The organism is Synechococcus sp. RS9907 (genome assembly GCF_014279615.1).
Classification (GTDB): domain Bacteria; phylum Cyanobacteriota; class Cyanobacteriia; order PCC-6307; family Cyanobiaceae; genus Parasynechococcus.
In genome coordinates this window covers 30,203-46,738 of record NZ_CP047944.1, presented here as the reverse complement: position 1 = coordinate 46,738, position 16,536 = coordinate 30,203, and the positions used below count along the sequence as shown (strand labels likewise).

23 protein-coding genes and 1 tRNA gene are annotated in these 16,536 nt (G+C 62.4%); 11 read left to right on the top strand and 13 right to left on the bottom strand.

The features are described 5' to 3' along the window. Positions 1 to 5 precede the first annotated feature (5 nt). From SynRS9907_RS00255 to cbiD, 4 genes are read right to left on the bottom strand one after another with little or no spacing between them, the layout of a single operon-like run. Complete coding sequence (locus SynRS9907_RS00255; protein WP_115081413.1) at positions 6 to 617, bottom strand: hypothetical protein; 612 nt, start codon at positions 615 to 617, stop codon at positions 6 to 8. Positions 618 to 674: 57 nt separating this feature from the next. Continuing rightward, positions 675 to 1,283 carry a sulfotransferase gene (locus SynRS9907_RS00250; protein ID WP_188021433.1) on the bottom strand — a complete coding sequence of 203 codons (609 nt, stop codon included), beginning with the start codon at positions 1,281 to 1,283 and terminating at the stop codon, positions 675 to 677. A gap of 14 nt (positions 1,284 to 1,297) precedes the next feature. Further along, positions 1,298 to 2,884, bottom strand: a complete 1,587-nt coding sequence (guaA, locus tag SynRS9907_RS00245) for a glutamine-hydrolyzing GMP synthase (RefSeq protein WP_115009697.1) — start codon at positions 2,882 to 2,884, stop codon at positions 1,298 to 1,300. A 32-nt stretch (positions 2,885 to 2,916) separates the two neighbouring features. Continuing rightward, a complete protein-coding gene (gene cbiD, locus SynRS9907_RS00240) occupies positions 2,917 to 4,023 on the bottom strand; it encodes a cobalt-precorrin-5B (C(1))-methyltransferase CbiD (protein WP_188021432.1) in 1,107 nt (368 codons plus the stop codon). 38 nt (positions 4,024 to 4,061) lie between these two features. Between cbiD and SynRS9907_RS00235 the strand changes: the two genes are divergently transcribed. Further along, a complete protein-coding gene (locus SynRS9907_RS00235) occupies positions 4,062 to 5,210 on the top strand; it encodes an alanine--glyoxylate aminotransferase family protein (protein WP_188021431.1) in 1,149 nt (382 codons plus the stop codon). A 32-nt stretch (positions 5,211 to 5,242) separates the two neighbouring features. Continuing rightward, a tRNA-Gly gene (locus SynRS9907_RS00230) sits at positions 5,243 to 5,314 on the top strand. A 21-nt stretch (positions 5,315 to 5,335) separates the two neighbouring features. Here SynRS9907_RS00230 and SynRS9907_RS00225 read toward each other — a convergent pair. Genes SynRS9907_RS00225 through SynRS9907_RS00215 form a run of 3 tightly spaced genes read right to left on the bottom strand, consistent with a single transcriptional unit; the run spans position 5,336 to position 6,246 of the window. Then, entirely contained in the window at positions 5,336 to 5,641 is a 306-nt protein-coding gene (locus tag SynRS9907_RS00225) for a hypothetical protein (protein WP_255445941.1), read from the bottom strand. Positions 5,642 to 5,665: 24 nt separating this feature from the next. Next, positions 5,666 to 5,884 (bottom strand): hypothetical protein, encoded by a 219-nt coding sequence (locus SynRS9907_RS00220; RefSeq protein ID WP_038551887.1) that lies wholly within the window; start codon positions 5,882 to 5,884, stop codon positions 5,666 to 5,668. 38 nt (positions 5,885 to 5,922) lie between these two features. Next, positions 5,923 to 6,246, bottom strand: coding sequence for a chemotaxis protein (locus SynRS9907_RS00215; protein ID WP_188021430.1), 324 nt, complete (start codon positions 6,244 to 6,246; stop codon positions 5,923 to 5,925). A gap of 83 nt (positions 6,247 to 6,329) precedes the next feature. Between SynRS9907_RS00215 and SynRS9907_RS00210 the strand changes: the two genes are divergently transcribed. The 3 genes from SynRS9907_RS00210 to SynRS9907_RS00200 are packed head-to-tail and all read left to right on the top strand — an operon-like array spanning position 6,330 to position 7,668. After that, entirely contained in the window at positions 6,330 to 6,842 is a 513-nt protein-coding gene (locus tag SynRS9907_RS00210; protein WP_114988843.1) for an AbrB family transcriptional regulator, read from the top strand. 33 nt (positions 6,843 to 6,875) lie between these two features. Next, positions 6,876 to 7,286: a DUF6554 family protein gene (locus tag SynRS9907_RS00205; RefSeq protein ID WP_188021429.1), complete on the top strand. Its 411-nt coding sequence runs from the start codon at positions 6,876 to 6,878 to the stop codon at positions 7,284 to 7,286. A gap of 22 nt (positions 7,287 to 7,308) precedes the next feature. After that, the gene (locus tag SynRS9907_RS00200) at positions 7,309 to 7,668 is read left to right on the top strand and encodes a hypothetical protein (RefSeq protein ID WP_255445940.1); all 360 of its coding nucleotides are present in this window, start codon (positions 7,309 to 7,311) and stop codon (positions 7,666 to 7,668) included. Here the strand turns inward: SynRS9907_RS00200 and SynRS9907_RS00195 are convergent. Continuing rightward, positions 7,623 to 9,227 carry a DEAD/DEAH box helicase gene (locus tag SynRS9907_RS00195; protein ID WP_255445939.1) on the bottom strand — a complete coding sequence of 535 codons (1,605 nt, stop codon included), beginning with the start codon at positions 9,225 to 9,227 and terminating at the stop codon, positions 7,623 to 7,625. The genes SynRS9907_RS00200 and SynRS9907_RS00195 overlap by 46 nt on opposite strands. Positions 9,228 to 9,388: 161 nt before the next feature. Between SynRS9907_RS00195 and SynRS9907_RS00190 the strand changes: the two genes are divergently transcribed. Further along, positions 9,389 to 9,784 carry an HNH endonuclease gene (locus SynRS9907_RS00190; RefSeq protein WP_114988841.1) on the top strand — a complete coding sequence of 132 codons (396 nt, stop codon included), beginning with the start codon at positions 9,389 to 9,391 and terminating at the stop codon, positions 9,782 to 9,784. A 3-nt stretch (positions 9,785 to 9,787) separates the two neighbouring features. On the opposite strand, the gene SynRS9907_RS00185 is transcribed toward SynRS9907_RS00190, so the two are convergent. Further along, on the bottom strand, positions 9,788 to 9,955 hold the full coding sequence (locus SynRS9907_RS00185; protein WP_255445938.1) for a hypothetical protein: 168 nt from the start codon (positions 9,953 to 9,955) through the stop codon (positions 9,788 to 9,790). Between the two features lie 32 nt (positions 9,956 to 9,987). On the opposite strand from SynRS9907_RS00185, the gene SynRS9907_RS00180 reads away from it, so the two are divergent. After that, complete coding sequence (locus tag SynRS9907_RS00180) at positions 9,988 to 10,941, top strand: SDR family oxidoreductase (protein ID WP_188021428.1); 954 nt, start codon at positions 9,988 to 9,990, stop codon at positions 10,939 to 10,941. On the opposite strand, the gene SynRS9907_RS00175 is transcribed toward SynRS9907_RS00180, so the two are convergent. Then, positions 10,895 to 11,104: a hypothetical protein gene (locus SynRS9907_RS00175; protein ID WP_250396930.1), complete on the bottom strand. Its 210-nt coding sequence runs from the start codon at positions 11,102 to 11,104 to the stop codon at positions 10,895 to 10,897. The two genes, SynRS9907_RS00180 and SynRS9907_RS00175, sit on opposite strands and share 47 nt — an antisense overlap. Here SynRS9907_RS00175 and pdxA point away from each other — a divergent pair. Next, positions 11,085 to 12,101 (top strand): 4-hydroxythreonine-4-phosphate dehydrogenase PdxA, encoded by a 1,017-nt coding sequence (pdxA, locus tag SynRS9907_RS00170; protein WP_188021427.1) that lies wholly within the window; start codon positions 11,085 to 11,087, stop codon positions 12,099 to 12,101. The two genes, SynRS9907_RS00175 and pdxA, sit on opposite strands and share 20 nt — an antisense overlap. 1 nt (position 12,102) lies before the next feature. Here the strand turns inward: pdxA and accB are convergent, their stop codons facing one another. Together accB and efp are read right to left on the bottom strand one after the other, a co-directional pair. Then, the gene (accB, locus tag SynRS9907_RS00165) at positions 12,103 to 12,579 is read right to left on the bottom strand and encodes an acetyl-CoA carboxylase biotin carboxyl carrier protein (RefSeq protein WP_114988838.1); all 477 of its coding nucleotides are present in this window, start codon (positions 12,577 to 12,579) and stop codon (positions 12,103 to 12,105) included. Then, complete coding sequence (gene efp, locus SynRS9907_RS00160; RefSeq protein ID WP_188022291.1) at positions 12,576 to 13,139, bottom strand: elongation factor P; 564 nt, start codon at positions 13,137 to 13,139, stop codon at positions 12,576 to 12,578. The genes accB and efp overlap by 4 nt, the downstream gene beginning before the upstream one ends. Before the next feature lie 65 nt (positions 13,140 to 13,204). Here efp and SynRS9907_RS00155 point away from each other — a divergent pair, with 65 nt between their 5' ends. Continuing rightward, positions 13,205 to 14,281, top strand: a complete 1,077-nt coding sequence (locus tag SynRS9907_RS00155; protein ID WP_188022292.1) for a peptidylprolyl isomerase — start codon at positions 13,205 to 13,207, stop codon at positions 14,279 to 14,281. After that, a complete protein-coding gene (thiL, locus tag SynRS9907_RS00150) occupies positions 14,278 to 15,264 on the top strand; it encodes a thiamine-phosphate kinase (protein ID WP_188021426.1) in 987 nt (328 codons plus the stop codon). Before SynRS9907_RS00155 ends, thiL begins: the two co-directional genes overlap by 4 nt. Positions 15,265 to 15,354: 90 nt before the next feature. Here the strand turns inward: thiL and gap are convergent, their stop codons facing one another. Further along, positions 15,355 to 16,380, bottom strand: coding sequence for a type I glyceraldehyde-3-phosphate dehydrogenase (gene gap, locus SynRS9907_RS00145; protein ID WP_188021425.1), 1,026 nt, complete (start codon positions 16,378 to 16,380; stop codon positions 15,355 to 15,357). Between gap and SynRS9907_RS00140 the strand changes: the two genes are divergently transcribed. Next, a complete protein-coding gene (locus SynRS9907_RS00140) occupies positions 16,379 to 16,531 on the top strand; it encodes a hypothetical protein (RefSeq protein WP_188021424.1) in 153 nt (50 codons plus the stop codon). The two genes, gap and SynRS9907_RS00140, sit on opposite strands and share 2 nt — an antisense overlap. Positions 16,532 to 16,536: the final 5 nt, after the last annotated feature.

Below are 16,536 nucleotides of genomic sequence, written 5' to 3'. Positions count from 1 at the left end.
CCAGATCAACGAACCCCAGTCTGTCCCGAAGGAAGCGCCAATGTCGGACAAGCCGAACGGTCCGCCGCCAGGGACCAGCCCATCACCCCACTCAGCACCATCAGCATCACCACAGGCACAAGGGCTTTCTGGGTGGTGTCCAGCAGGATCCACTCGCGCCAGGCACGCCAGAAGCGGCTGCGCTCAAAGCGGCGGTGCTCACGGCTTTCGTCGCGCTGACGCCGCCGGATCGCCTTGTCCACCCAGCGCTCGAAGGCCCGCTTCTTGGTGATCGTCATCTTGCGTTCCACCTCGAGCATCTGCCCGGAACCCAGCTCGGGATGGAAGGTGCTGATCAGCTCCAGACTCTTGAGGAACATCTCCACAGCGCCATCGTGAACGGCGGTGGCGTGATCATCCAGCTGGCCCCAGTCGAGTTCGGGGTAAAAACGGCTGCGGTTGGCCGTGATCTGATCCTCCGTCAGCTGACCGGGCTCCCGCAGCCAGCGATCGGTGTTGCTGTCGAACCGCCGCCAATAGAGGAAAGGGTTCAGATAGATCGTGCGGCCACCCAGCTGAATGCTGTCCTGCTGCAGCCGTCGCTGCAGCTGAACATCCTGCTGTTGTGTCGCCGTCATATCCCAAAGGCCGGTGGCCCAAGGTATCGGTGATGCAGGGCCGTCGCCAGCCGTGATTCAGCCTGCGGCCTGCGCAGAACGTGCGCCGGCATGGGGCAACACCTTGCCGCGGATTCGGTAGCCGCGACGCCTGAGAAAACGGCAGAGCGCGGCCTGCTCCGAGGGCACGCTGATGTCGAACTCAAAGAAATTGCTGCGTCCGGCGAAATAGCGCTTCAGATCAAGGTCATGGCGCTGCCAGGCCTCCTGCCAGTGCTGGCGCAGGTCCTCCAAGGTCAACGAAGGATCGTCATAGGCCCGACGCATCCGATCCAGATAGGCGCAGGCGTACTTGCCCTTGCGGTGGTTCATGCGTGAGTCCACCCAGCGGCTCACGTCGCGCGTGTTGTAGATGAAGCAGGAGCCTGGGTACTGCAGGTCCAACAAAGGAAACAGCCGGTAGGCGTAGAACTCACCACAGAGCTCCATGTCCGTGTAGCCGCAATAGCCATCCACACCATCCAGCAGCGGCTTGGAGAAGGTGAAGTTGGCCTGAATCCGACGGGCCAAGCGCCCCTTGTCGTAGTGGATCGAGCTGTAGCCGTTCTTGCGCAACAACTTGTGGAACGACCGCGTGCCGCACTTGTTGTGGCCAATCAAAAAAATGCGGCCTGGTTTGGGCCGCAACCAATCCCATGCCATCACTCCCACTCGATCGTGCCGGGGGGCTTGCTGGTGATGTCGAGCACCACACGGTTCACCCCCTTCACCTCATTCACGATCCGATTGGAGATGGTCTCCATCAGGTCGTAAGGGAGGCGGGACCAATCGGCGGTCATGCCGTCCTCACTGGACACACAACGCAGAACGATCGGCCAGGCATAGGTGCGTTTGTCCCCCATCACGCCGACGGAACGCACCGGCAGCAGCACCGCAAAGGCCTGCCAGATGTCGTGATACAGCCCTGCTTCCTTGATTTCCTGGCGAACGATCAGGTCGGCATCACGCAGGCAGTCCAGCTTCTCGTCAGTGACTTCACCCAAGATGCGGATGGCCAAACCAGGCCCCGGGAAGGGATGGCGGCGCACGATCTCCTCGGGGAGGCCGAGGCTGCGACCAACCTTGCGCACCTCATCCTTGAACAGCTTGCGCAGGGGCTCCACCAGCTTGAACTGCAGGTCTTTGGGAAGACCGCCCACGTTGTGGTGACTCTTGATCTTCACGGCAACCCGTTCGCCCGTCTTGGGGTCCACGTTGGTGCCGGCGCTTTCGATCACATCGGGATAGAGCGTGCCCTGGGCCAGGTAATCAAAGGGTCCGAGCCGCTTGCTCTCCTCTTCGAACACACGGATGAACTCGGTGCCGATGATCTTGCGCTTTTCCTCCGGATCGGTGATGCCCTTCAGCTTGCCGATGAACCGCTGGCGGGCATTGATGTATTCCACATGGATGTTGAACTTCCGATCGAAGAAGTCCATGAGGAACTCGGGCTCACCCTTCCGCATGAAGCCCTGGTCGATGAACATGCAGGTGAGCTGATCACCGATCGCCTTTTTGAGCAGGAAGGCGAGGGTGGATGAATCCACCCCACCGGAGAGCGCCAACAGAACGCGCTTGTCGCCCACCTGCTCCCGCACCAGGCCAACGGCCTCATCAATGAACGCCGCGGTAGTCCAATCGGGATCACAACCGCAAACGTGGTAGACGAAATTGCGGATCAGGGCCATGCCGCAGGTGGAATGCACCACCTCGGGGTGGAATTGCACCCCGTAGAGCTTGCGTTGCAGGTGCGCCACCGCCGCCTCCGGCGTGTTGGCGGTGTGAGCCAGACGCACAAACCCATCGGGCAGAGCCTTCACTGAGTCGCCATGGCTCATCCACATCGTCGAACCGTTGTCGACATTGGTGAGCAGGTCTGTGGGGTCGTCCACTTCCAGGGGCGCCTTGCCGTACTCGGCCTTGCCCGTGGCGGCTTCCACAACGCCCCCGAGCTGCTGCACCATCAGCTGCATCCCGTAGCAAACCCCCAGCACGGGAATGCCCAGATCCCAGATGCCGGGATCGCAGAGCGGAGCATGCTCGGCATACACGGAACTTGGGCCACCGCTGAGGATGATTCCCTTCGGAGCCATGCGTCGCAGCTCCTCGGCCGACGTGCTGTAACCGAGGACCACCGAGAAGACCTCGGTCTCGCGCACGCGCCGGGCGATCAGCTCCGAATACTGGGAGCCGAAATCAAGGATGACGATGGCCGGCTGACGCTGACCGTCGGACGAGGGCTGGGACATCGATCCTGGGAGGTATCGCTCGCGGACGAGCGTCAATCCCTCAATGTAAAGAAGCGCTTCTCCCCCTCCGGTCCCCACCAGCGCAGGGTGCGGCTTCGGTCGAACAGGGAAGCACCAATCCGCATCGACCAGGCGCCGTAGCGATCCACATAAGCCTGGCTGCGCCGCTCCACGATCGCGGCCAGGTGCTGCCCAAGGGCCGTGGCTTGGTCAGCCTCCAGTGCCTGAAAGGCCTCCTCAACGGATGCAGCACCCCGCAGTTGCAGCAACTGGGCCACCGACAGACCGGCATCAAGACCCAGGGCCACAAGCACCTCCAGACGGCCATCGGCCAGGTGGTGATGGGTGTGAAAGATGCCGCCGGCCAGCTTGATCAATTTGCCGTGGTAGCCGAGCAGCAGCAGATCGCGAACACCGGCCTCCGCCGCGGCCACCAGCACGGGCCCCACCCAGTTGCCCACCTTCAGCACGGGCCCCAGACCCTGCTGGCGGGCCAGATCCAAGCCGTTCTCACCGATCACCAGAACGAGGCGTCCCTGAAACGCCGCATCCGCAGCGAGCGCCCTGAGGTCTGCCAACACCTGCTGCAGTTGATCCGGTGCGGCGCTGCGCTGCACCTCCGCCTGGGTGCCGATCAAGGCCAGACCATCAACAACACCGAAGGCGGCATTGCTGGTGCGTTCGGCCAGGACGCGGCCCCTCGGAAGAATCGGCTGCACCAGCAAGCCCCGACCCGGCGGCACCAGGGGCAGCAGATTCCGCTCCAACAGCTCACGGGCAAAACCGGAGAGGCAAGCGTCCCCCTCAGCGCCAAAACGACCCACCCCTTCTCCGGCCTGCAGCTCGAGCACCGGCTGGGACGCAGCGATCCAGGCCACCCGCACCCAGACCTCAAGATCCCGCGTCAAATCAAGGCCAGGCCCTGGATCACAACGGCTGATACCCAGGGCCTCACCTGGTGCCAGAGGAGCCGCCGAGCAGACCGGCACCTGCATCGAGGGTTGATCTGACCCCTGACTCAACTGCTGCTCAGGCTCAAACGGCTTACCAAGCAACACCTGCAGGGCCGCCTTGGCCGCCGCCGCCACCCACACCGGCAGGGTCAATCCAGAACTGGAGGGGGCGATGGAACCGGACAAGCTGTTTTCTAGAGTCGCCGATTGGCATCCCCCGCGCCATGCAGGACAAGCTCACCCTGATGATTCCGGGCCCGACCCCGGTGCCGGAAACGGTGCTGAAGGCCATGGGTCGTCACCCCATCGGCCACCGCAGCGGGGAGTTCCAGGCCATCGTGCGGCGCACCACCGAACAGCTCAAGTGGCTGCACCAGACGACAAGCGACGTGCTGGTGATCACCGGCAGCGGAACCGCCGCCATGGAAGCGGGGATCATCAACACCCTCAGCCGCGGCGACAAGGTGCTGTGCGGTGACAACGGCAAGTTCGGCGAACGCTGGGTCAAGGTGGCCCGCGCCTACGGGCTGGATGTTGAGGTGATCAAGGCGGAGTGGGGTCAACCCCTCGATCCAGAGGCCTTCCGCTCAGCGTTGGAAGCCGACAGCGCCAAAGCGATCAAGGCCGTGATCCTCACCCACTCGGAAACCTCGACAGGGGTGATCAATGACCTGGAGAGCATTGCCCGTCACGTGAAGGCCCACGGCACGGCCTTGACCCTGGCGGACTGCGTCACCAGCCTTGGCGCCACCAACGTCCCGATGGATGCGTGGGGACTGGATGTGGTGGCATCAGGCGCGCAGAAGGGCTACATGCTTCCACCGGGCCTCAGTTTTGTGGCCATGAGTGCACGGGCCTGGGAGGCCTATGAGCGCTCCGATCTGCCCAAGTTCTATCTGGATCTGGGCCCTTACCGGAAAACAGCGGCGAAGGACAGCAACCCCTTCACCCCGGCCGTGAACCTCTATTTCGGGCTGGAAGCTGCTCTGGACATGATGCAGAAGGAAGGCCTGGACGCAATCTTTGCCCGCCACGCCCGCCATCGCGCCGCCGCCCAGGCAGGCATGAAGGCGATGGGCCTGCCCCTGTTTGCTGCCGAGGGTTGCGGCAGCCCGGCCATCACCGCAGTGGCCCCTGAAGGCATCGATGCCGAACAGTTGCGCAAAGCCGTGAAGGAGAAGTTCGACATTCTTCTGGCTGGCGGACAAGACCATCTGAAAGGTCAGGTGTTCCGCATCGGCCATCTCGGCTACGTCTGCGACCGGGATGTTCTGACCGCCGTCGCTGCGATCGAATCCACCCTTCAGTCCCTTGGTCTGCACAAAGGCAGCATGGGAGCAGGGGTTGCTGCAGCCTCCGCTGCTCTTAGCTAAAACACAGGTGGCGAGGACGATCTCGCCCCTTTGCGGGTGTAATTCAGTGGTAGAATGTCAGCTTCCCAAGCTGAACGTCGCCGGTTCGAGTCCGGTCACCCGCTTGAACAAATTTCAGACGCACATCAAGAACGAGACTTGACGAGCTGAAGAACCTGAGGCCCGGCAGATCCAGCACGGCGTTCGTGTCCCAGGGCCTGCAAAATCAACGAGCCTGCTTCATTGATGCGGCCATCTTCTGCACAGTGGCGGGCCTTGATAAACAAAGCCTGAGCTGCTGATTCATGGTCCTGACGTTGTTGAGCAGCCGTCTTTAATTGTTTTGTTTTCGTAAGCGTCAGGGTCAACGTTCGAATTCTCTTGTCATCAAAACAGTAGCTCTTATTGATATTTAGACCATCCCACGCGCGATCTGCACGATTGCCGATCAACTCCGTCGATTGCTCGGATTCCGATCAGGTACCCGGTTCCTCTGCATTGCCCCCCAGATCAGCAATCCGGTCACGCAGCTGCGAGCAACGGCGCTGATCACCTTTGGCTTCAGCGAGGGCAAGCGCGAATTCCAGTTTCTCGAGCTGATGACCACCTTCAAGGAAACCTGACCGGGTCCAGATGGTCATGCCATGCAAGGTGCGAGAGGCACAAGCATTGGAGGCAGGGATGGTGGTCGCCATAGTTGCCTTTCTTTTTATTTTGGCACCGCACGCCACCCCTACGCGACGTCGCGGCCCGCTTCTGTTTCGGCCTCCTGACCCCAGGCATGGTTCTGGGAGGACTCCTCAGCCATTTCAGGCTCTGGCATCGGAGCTGTGCTCTCCAGCAGCTCCCGCGTTTCCCGCAGCAGAGCTTCTACGCCCTCGAGAGTGGAGATCTCTTCGTCTGGAACAGCATTCAGATTCTGCTGCTGATGGCGCAGTTGGAGCTCGAGAGCTTCCTGACGCTGTTCCAGTTTCACCAAGCGCTGCGACAGAGCCGTGATGGTTTGAGCGAGATCTTCCGCTGTGCGGGTGATCCGAAAGGACACGGAGGACGTCATCACCGAAAGCTGATGGTTGCGCTGATGACAACACAGGAGCGCCGCTGTCTCAAGATCAAGCTGACATGACGCGATCGAGACCGATGCCTTCCTTGGCAACGCTGGCGCTGTACCTGCTGGCTGGAACCGCCATCGGACTGCTGGCTCTGTTCAGCGGCATTCCCGCCGCACCTCTGGCGGGAGCCTTGCTGGGTGCTGGCATCGTCAGCATGAGCGGCCAGCTGGAACCAGCCACATGGCCAGCGGGAACGCGCACGGTTCTGGAGATCGGCATCGGCACCGTGATCGGAACTGGCCTGACGCGAGCGTCCTTGGAGCAACTGCAACTCCTCTGGAAACCAGCGGTTCTGATCACCCTGGCACTGGTGCTGACAGGACTGGTCGTCGGCCTCTGGACCAGCCGCTTGCTCGGCATTGATCCCGTCGTGGCCTTGCTTGGCGCTGCCCCGGGTGGCATCAGTGGCATGAGCCTGGTCGGTGCCGAATTCGGCGTCGGTGCCGCGGTGGCCGCCCTCCATGCCGTGCGGCTGATCACTGTGCTGCTTGTGCTGCCGTTGGTGGTGCGGCTGATCGTCCCCTCGACAGCTGGAAGCTGATCGATACCTTGGGACCAATCCAAAACTGACGTCATGGGTCCCATCAGGTCATCGCTGGTTCTCTCCGCCGCGGCCCTGATCGGCGCTCTCAGCACCATGACCTCCCCCCTGCAAGCGGCCGAAGCCACCGAAGAGAAGGGGGCCAAGATCTATTGCTTCATGCGGTCCAGCGGCAACGACCACGAGGTGAGCTGGAATGCCGCCTACGCCGTGATCAAGCGGCAGCGCAGCGGCGTGTTCAAAACATCCCCGGAGCATGCCTCGGTGATGATTACAGAAGCCGTCGTCCAGGACCCCGGCAATTTCCCCGACTGTGGCCAGTTCCTTGGTGATCTGTTCGGTGGGAACACTCAACCAGCCACCGCTGCCGCCCTTGCAAACACCTCCACCTCCACCGAAAGCAGCATCGAGAGCAGCGACCACACCACGCGCTACAGCTACTGAGCCCTCAGGGCTTCTGGGGCTGATGCTTCTGGTTGCCGTGTTGATGGCGGGCTGCCAGAGCAAGCAACCCGCGACGCCTGCCAACACACCGACGCCGCTCGTCTCCAGTTGCCTCAGCGGGTTCCGCATGGATGACCTTGAGCTGATGGTCAAACGATGTGATGAGGCCATCGAGCAGACACCGGATCAGGCCGATCTGCATCGCGACCGCGCCCTTGTCTTGACCCTGCTTGGCGATCAAGCCAAAGCCTGCGACGACGTCACAACGGCAGTGTCGCTGCTGAAGCGGTCGAGCCAGCCGGTCGATCCGATGCTGCAGCACGAACTCCAGGTGCGTCAGAGCAGCTGCAAACAATCCCGCACCATGGCGGGGAGTGATTGACGTTGCAGCGACAAGCGCCGGGGCCCCAGCAACACCTCGATCCGTTCCGCCTTGCTCGCCAACAAGCCATCCACCAGCTGGTCGGCTGCGCCGAGTTGCAGCCAATGGCAGGTCAGGCCATCTCCCATTCCCAGACGATGACAGCGGTCTTCGGCTTGGTCGAGATCGCCTGGCGTCCAGGGGCGTTCCAGCAACACCACGTGACGGGCCCGGTGCAGGGTGAAGCCAAGGGCACCGGTGCCGAAGGTGGCCAGCAGACAATCGTTCTGACCCTGCTGAAACCGATCCACACTCTCCTGGCGTTCAGCAGGGCGCTGGCGACCGGTTAACAACTCGCCGCCAAGGGTTTGCTGCAACAGCTGCAATGGAGCCACAAAGCCACTGAACAGCACCACAGCCTCGCCTTGCCGGCGCAGTGACTCCACCAGCTGCCGGGCCGCCGGCAATTTGAATTCCGCAGCGATCTGGCGCATGGAGGTGAGCAGAGCCAGGTGCTCGGCATCCCGTCGGACCTCTCCGAGCTGAACCCGACGCCGGTAGTCATCCAGCACGAGCTCGACACGATGGTCGAAACCGGTGAGCTCAGCCTCCGACAGCGCCACGGGGTGAAGCCGTCGCTGCTTGGGAGGAAGGTCCACCACCTGCTGCTTGCGGCGATGCAGGATCAACGGTCGAGTCAAGCGCCGCAGCTCCTCAAGCTGACTGGCGCCGGACGCCTGCCAGCGTTTACCGGTTCGACCCTCCCGCCAGTGCCCCTGGCAATACCGCTCTTCGAACTGGCGTTGATCCCGAGCAATCGGATGGTCCATCGCCGCCAGCAGGGGATACAGCTGGGACGGGCGACCGTTCTTCATCGGGGTTCCCGTGAGCATCCAGATCGCCCGCAGACGGGGATGACGGGCCAGACGCAGCAAAGCGGCCGTGCGCTGCGCCTGAAGCGACTGGGCGTAGTGCGCTTCATCCACCACCAGGAGCGTTCCCGCTGGTGGCAGGGTGTCGGGAAGCCGAGCCCAGCTCGCCAACTCAAGCTCAACCCCGAGAGCCTCTGATTCCCGGCGCCAGTGGGGATGCAGGCCAACGGGAGCCACCACCAGCAACCGCAGCTCAGCGCAGCGCATCAGGGCACGGGCCGCCAACAGAGCTGTGAGGGTCTTCCCCAGCCCCATCTCATCGGCCAGAACGGCGCCGCGACGGGCCAGGAGCCAGCGGACCCCGGAGCGTTGATGGCGCAGAGGCCGACGACCATCCTGCAGGACTTCGTCGAGATCCGCTGCAGCAACTAAGGTCCGGTGCGGTGGCAGCGGCGGCAGCGGCTGCTGACACCAGTCGAGCCACTGCTGGAGTGCGGAGGTGACAGGAAAACGACGCCCCAGGGCCTGCTGAAGCGCATCGGCTGCAGCCAAGGGGAAATCCCAACCCTGGCTAGCACCGTTCCAACGCCCGCGTGGCTTGATCCGACGCAACTGGGACTGGGTCACCGCATCAAAGGGGCTGACCACGCGAATCAGACCCGCTGGGGACAGATCCAGGCAACAGGTCAATGTGGGTTTTGACGCCACCAACAGGCCCCCACAAACAATCACTTTAGTGAACCCAGATCAGCGCGCAAGCATTGAGATCAAGATTCACATCACAGGCTGAGAAATTATCGAAAATGCAGCGCTCGACACATTGACGGGCTTTTCGTTCAAGGCAGAATTCCCTCAACCGATGCATTCGGATGCATAGCAGGGACGCGGTTTTTCTCGACGAACTCTGTCCCAAATTACGCGTTCGAAGATGGCGACAGTCTCTTCACACTTTTACCGGCAAAAGTTGTATTTACTGCGGAAAACCTTCCGAATCAATTGATCACATTCACCCTCAGGCTAAAGGGGGTTCAAGCGTTACTGAAAACTGCGTACCGGCTTGCCTGTCGTGCAACGGCCGCAAATCGGACGCCGACGTTTTCGACTGGTACCGGCGACAGCGCTTCTATGACCCACGCCGCGCCATGGCGATTCGGGCCTGGATGGATGGCGACCTTCGGCTCGCCGTTCGCCTGCTGCAGTGGGCCCAACCGGATCAACCCATCAACGAGCCGGACGACATCTCAATCGCGGCTCAGGCGGCCTGAGGCTCACCAAACCCGACAGACATCCGAGGAGTGGTGACGCTGGCAGATGGAGGCCTGAACGCCTGGGTCTTCAGGCGCCAGCACCACAGCACCGGCGAGTAGGGCAGCCGTCAGGATGGCCCGGAGCACGATGGGCCCGGAACGGGAACGATGGAGAGACGACGACGTCACGACAGTACATTTGATCTAATACAGGTGTACTGATGCTTGCTGATCTTGTCAAGCGGTCGCAGCCGCTGGCGGCTGACACCAAGCTGCTGGTGCTGGGCGGCGGATACAGCGGACGTTGTCTGGCCGGGCTGGCTCGAGCCCTGGGAACACCGGTGCTCTGCACCCGCCGTTCCCAGAGCTCTCCCGAGGCGGATCTGCTCTTCGACAGCAATGGTCAGGACCGGCTCGACCCTGCCGCCCTGGAGGGCGTGACCCATCTGCTGTCCACCATCCCCCCGGATCGCGAAGGCAACGATCCGGTCTTGTTGAAGCTGCTGCCAACGCTCAGAAGCCTGCCGCTGCGCTGGGCGGGCTATCTCTCCACCACAGGGGTTTACGGCGATCGTCAGGGCGGTTGGGTGTCGGAACAGGACGACCCGGCACCAGCGCTGGACCGCAGCATGCGCCGCCTCAACTGCGAACAAGCTTGGTTGCGCTCAGGTCTGCCGATCCAGATTCTGCGTCTGCCAGGCATTTATGGACCGGGCCGGTCAGTGCTCAACGGCTTGCAGCAAGGGCGGGCCCGCTTGATCGACAAGCCTGGCCAGGTGTTCTGCCGCATCCATGTGGAAGACATCGCAGGGGCCTGCTGGCACCTGATGCATCGCGCCGGACAGGACGCTCCGGCAAGCCCGGGCAATGGAAGCATCGTGAATGTGGTGGATGACCTCCCGGCTCCCACCGCCGAACTGATGCGGTATGCGGCAGACCTGTTGGGTTGTGCCCTGCCGCCGCTGGAGCCGTTCGACCAGATCGTGGACAGCATGAGTCCAATGGCGCAGTCGTTCTGGAGCGAGAACCGCCGCGTCAGCAACCACAGGCTCTGCCATGAGCTCGGTTACGCGTTGCTGCATCCGAACTACCGCGTTGGGCTGCAGGATTGCCTGAACCAGGACAAACTCAATCCGTCTGACCTGCGTTCTCCCCCTCAATCAGCCAACGGTTGAAATCGAAACCCTCGCCTTCCTCAGGCAGGGATAGCCCCACATCCTCAAGGAAACGGGAGAGATGCAGTTCGATCCAGCCATTGCTCAGGCCAGCGGCCAATCCCACCAACAGACACCCCAGCAGCAGCAAACGCAGCACAGCGATGGGCCCCCACGATTCCACGAACCCTAGGCATGAGCTGGTGATCGCTCTCGGCGATCCCGCGGGCATCGGCATGGAAGTGGTGCTCAAAGCCCTCGCCTCACCCACGCTCCCCCCAGAGCTCCAACCCCTGCTGGTGGGTTGCCGACGCACGCTGATCAGCACCCACGCGCGACTGCAGCGGCAAACGAGCCACCCCCTTGCCAACCCCGCAGCCCTCAGGATCGACGACCAACCGCTGGAGGCCAGCGTTCAGCCAGGACAGCCCACCACCAGCGGAGCCGATGCAGGGTTTCGCTGGCTGACCCGCGCCGTCGAACTGCTGCAGGAACGAGGGTCCCGCGCCCTGGTCACCGCGCCCATCGCCAAACACCTCTGGCATGCGGCCGGCCACCGCTATCCCGGGCAGACCGAACGCCTGGCTGAGTTGGCTGGATGCCAGCGCTCCTCAATGCTGTTCACCGCCGTCTCTCCCACCACCGGCTGGCGCCTGAACACCTTGCTGGCCACCACCCACATCCCCCTCAGCCAGGTCCCTGAAGCGCTGACCCCAGACCTGGTACACCACAAACTGAACGTGCTGGATGGGTTCTGTCGACGCTTCACGAGCACACCCCATCTGCGCATTGCCGGTCTGAATCCCCATGCCGGTGAAGCCGGTCAACTGGGCCACGAAGAAGCCGAATGGATGCTGCCGCTGCTGGATCAATGGCGGAAGGACCATCCTCAAGTGCAGCTGGTGGGTCCCGTTCCTCCGGACACCTGCTGGATCAGCGCTGCTCGCGCTTGGCAGTCGCCAAACCAGCCTGGTCCTGACGGGATCCTGGCCTTGTATCACGACCAGGGGCTCATTCCCGTGAAGCTGCTGGCCTTCGACGCAGCGGTGAACACCACGTTGGAACTGCCGTTCCTACGCACCTCCCCCGACCACGGCACCGCCTTCGACATTGCAGGCCAAGGGATCGCCAGCCCTGAGAGCACGACGGCAGCCCTTCAGGCCGCCTGGGACCTGAGCTGACTCAGGCCGGCTTGACCCGCATCAGAACCTGACCGAATTCAACGGGCGTGCCGTTGTCGACCAGGATCTCCACCACTTCACCGCCAACCTCAGACTCCAGCTCGTTCATGAGCTTCATCGCCTCAAGGATGCAGACGGTCTGGCCGACATTGATGCGGCTGCCCACCTCAACAAAGGCAGGTTCGCCAGGAGCGGGAGCGCGGTAGAAGGTGCCCACCATCGGAGCCGTGACTTCGAGCAGGTCACTGCGGGTTGCGGTGGATGCAGGCGGTGCAGCTGCAGGCTCGGCGGGCGCAACAGGCGCTGGTGCAGCAGCAACGGGAGCGGGCATGACCGGGGCCATGACGGCCTGGGCCGGCAGGTTGCGACGGATTTCCAGACGGAAGTCGTCCCCTTCCAACCGGAACTCCTGGATGTCGCTCTCGCCGAGCGCCTCCAGCAAGCGGTGCAGTTGTTCATGATCCAGCTGCATGGTCATCCGTTTTCGCGCCCGAGGTAACTGTCGTTGCGGGTGTCCACTTTGATCTTTTCTCCCACAGAAAGAAAGAGCGGAACCATCACTTGCGCACCGGTCTCAAGAATGGCGGGCTTGGTGCCACCGGTGGCGGTGTCGCCTTTGACGCCAGGGTCGGTTTCTTTGATCTCCAGAACCACGGAGTTGGGCAGTTCAACCTCGAGGGGGGTGTCGTTCCAGGACACCACGTTCACCTCCATGCCCTCCTTGAGGTATTTGCGGCTCTCGCCGATCTGGTCGGCGCTGAGGCGGGTCTCCTCGTAGGTGGCCATGTCCATGAAGACATAGTCCTCACCTTCCATGTAGGTGTGCTGAAGCGAGGATTTCTCCAACATCGCCTGGGGAAGCATTTCCCCGGCGCGGAAGGTCTTCTCCAACACGTTGCCGGACTTCACCGCCTTGAGCTTGGTGCGCACGAAGGCAGATCCCTTGCCGGGCTTGACGTGCAAGAACTCGACAACACGCCAGACGGCCCCATCGATCTCAATCGTGGTGCCGGTGCGGAAGTCGTTACTGGAGATCATTCCCACCGAACGGTTCATCGGACTATACGGCTGTGCCAAAGTCCCGTCAGCACTGGGGTTCCCCCTTGGTCCATCAGCGTTTGAACGCCGTCCTTGCTGTTCTGATCAGCTTTGCTCTGATCACAATCGCCGCCCCTGCCTGGGCCGCATTGCCCCAGGGCAATGCTGTGAAGGACCCTGCCGCGATTCTTCGGGACGCGCTGCCCTTCGATCAGGACGACATCCGCGAACTGCAGCATCGGCTGGAACTCACCAGTGACGATCTGCGGGCCAAACGCTGGACAGCCCTCGGCAAGACGGTGTCACGCACTGAATCGCTGCTCAACACCCGCCGCGACACCATCCTGAACGCGGTCCCTGAAGCCAAACGCGGTACGGCTGAAGCACTGTTTGAGCGCGTGGATCTGGGCCTTGAAGACCTCAAAGAGAAGGTCAAAGCCACCGACAAACCAGGCTTCATCGCCGATCGACGCCGGACGCTGAGCTTCATCGGTGATGTGGAGGCCCTGCTGGTGCCCGAAGGGTTTGAACGGGAGATCCCCGCAGAATTTGATGCCCTGCCACGGCTGCAGGGACGAGCCACCCTCAACATCATCACCACCCAGGGAGAGCTGACCACCGTGGTGGATGGCTACAACGCCCCACTCACCGCAGGCGCCTTCGTGGATCTCGCCCTCAAGGGCTTCTATGACGGACTGCCCTTCATCCGGGCCGAAGACTTCTACGTGCTTCAGAGCGGTGATCCGGAAGGTCCGGAGATCGGCTACGTGGATCCAAAGACCAAGCAGGAGCGCCATGTGCCCCTGGAGATCCGCGTGCCGGGCGAAGACGACACGATCTACAACGAAACCTTTGAAGACGTGGGCCTGTTCATGGCCACACCAACCCTCCCGTTCGCAACCCTGGGCACCCTTGGCTGGGCCCATTCAGACCAGGCCCTCGACGACGGATCCTCGCAGTTCTTCATGTTTCTCTACGAGGCGGAGCTCACCCCGGCTGGTCTGAACCTCGTGGATGGCCGCAATGCAGCCTTCGGCTACGTGGTGGATGGATTCGATGTTCTGGAGGAATTGGGCGTCGATGACCGGATCACCGCCGTGAAGGTGGTGGAGGGAGCGGAGCAGCTCAAAGCCCACGCATGAGCCCGACCCTGGCGGAGCTGACTGAAGCGGAGCTGCTCAGGCGGCTGTCTCGCTTCGCTCCGCCCGATCAGCTCAGTGACGACACCGCAGCCCTGCCCGCCGACGCCCGGCCACTGCTGATCAACACCGACGTTCTGGTGGATGGCATCCATTTCAGCGATGCCACCACAACCTCCATGGATGTGGGCTGGCGCGCCGTTGCCGCCAACCTGTCCGACTTGGCCGCCAGTGGTGCCGTCGACATCGATGGAATCACCGTGGCCCTGGTCGCCCCAGGCCACACCCGTTGGGACTGGGTGGACGGGGTGTATCAAGGCATCAGTGCCGCCTTGGGGCAGTACGGCGGCGTTCTGCTGGGAGGTGACTGCTCCAAAGGAGAGCAGAGGCTGCTCTCGATCACGGCACTCGGCCGTCTCGGACCCCTGCGTCTGCATCGCAACGCAGCCCGCCCTGGCGATGTGCTGGTCACCAGTGGGCCCCATGGGCTCAGCCGACTGGGCCTCGCCCTCCTCCAGAACGATCCAAACGTGCGTGACATCGCTTTGTGCTCAACCCTGCGGGACCAGGCGATCGCACGCCACCAACGCCCGACACCTCGGCTGAAGGACGTCCAACAGCTGCTGGCCTGCAAACCGAAGCATCTGCCCTGGCGGGCCGGGGGAACCGACAGCAGCGACGGACTGCTCTCTGCCGTCGCAGGTCTCTGCAGCAGCAGCGGCTGCGGAGCGGTGCTGCACAACGACCAGCTTCCAACGGCCGAAGGCTGGCCTGAGGGAGCTCGATGGAAGGATTGGTGCCTCGCCGGAGGAGAGGACTTTGAGTTGGTGCTGAGCCTTCCCGAGGCCTGGGCCGATGCATGGCAGCGATGCATCCCCGAAAGCCAGCGCATCGGCCAGATCAATGCTGAAGCGGGCGTCATCCGCTGGGCCCACAACCACGAGCCAGTGGACACAAGCGGATTTGATCACTTCGGTAAGCCCTGAGCAGCCCTGAGCGACCCCCTAAGCGACCGTGCCTGACCAAAAAAAATCCCCCCCAGGTCGGGAGGGATCAAAAAAGCGATCAACGGGCGATCACTTCCAGTTCTTGGCCACCACTTCGGCGAGGTCAACAACACGCTGGCTGTAGCCCCACTCGTTGTCGTACCAGGCCAGGATCTTCACAGCCTTGTCACCCATGGCGTAGGTGAGGTCGGCATCAAAGATGGTGGACTCGTTGGTGCCGGCGTAGTCGGTGGACACCAGGGGCAGGTCGCTGTACTTGATGATCCCCTTCATGCCGTTCTCGGAAGCCGACTTGATGGCGGCCTTGATGTCGTCGACGCTGGCGGCGCGGGAGGGGCCGAAGGTGAGATCAACAGCGGAGACGTTCGGGGTGGGAACGCGCATGGCGAAGCCGGTGAGCTTGCCCTTCACCTCGGGGTAAACCAGAGCCACGGCCTTGGCTGCACCGGTGGTGGTGGGAACCATGTTCAGAGCTGCAGCACGGGCGCGGCGCAGGTCGCGGTGGCTGTTGTCCAGGATCCGCTGATCGCCGGTGTAGCTGTGAATGGTGGTCATCAGACCCCAGTCGAGGCCGAAGTTCTGATCCAGAACCTTGACGATCGGTGCGAGGCAGTTGGTGGTGCAGCTGGCGTTGCTGAGGATGTCCCAGTCTTCGTGGCGGTACTGGTCGTCGTTGACGCCCACAACGAAGGTGCCGACGCGATCACCCTTACCAGAGGCGGTGAGGATCACCTTCTTGGCGCCAGCCTGAATGTGCATGCTGGCCTTCTCATCGGTGTTGAACACACCGGTGGACTCGATCACCAGGTCAACGCCCCATTCCTTCCAGGGGCAGTTGAGGGGATTGCGGTCGGCGAAGAACTTGATCTCCTTACCGTTGACGAACATCGAGCTGTCCGTGGTCTTGATGTCGACGGAGGGATCGAGACGCCCAAGGATGGAGTCGTAGGTCAGCAGGTGGGCGCTGGTGGCGGGGTCAGACGTGGAGTTCATCCCCACGATTTCCAGGCCGGTGTCAGCACCCCGGCTGATCCATCCCCGCAGAACATTGCGACCGATCCGGCCGAATCCATTGATCGCAACGCGCAGGGTCATGGCAGAAGCGGCAAAGCCGCGCAAGGGTTTTGGCCGCCGATCATACAGAAATCAGCAGAAATACCCTGTTGCACCCCGCTTCAATCCGCTCGATCCGGCCCTCAGCACGGCAGACAAGCAGCGCCAACTGACTTATCTTTCTTGGGACTGAAGCCC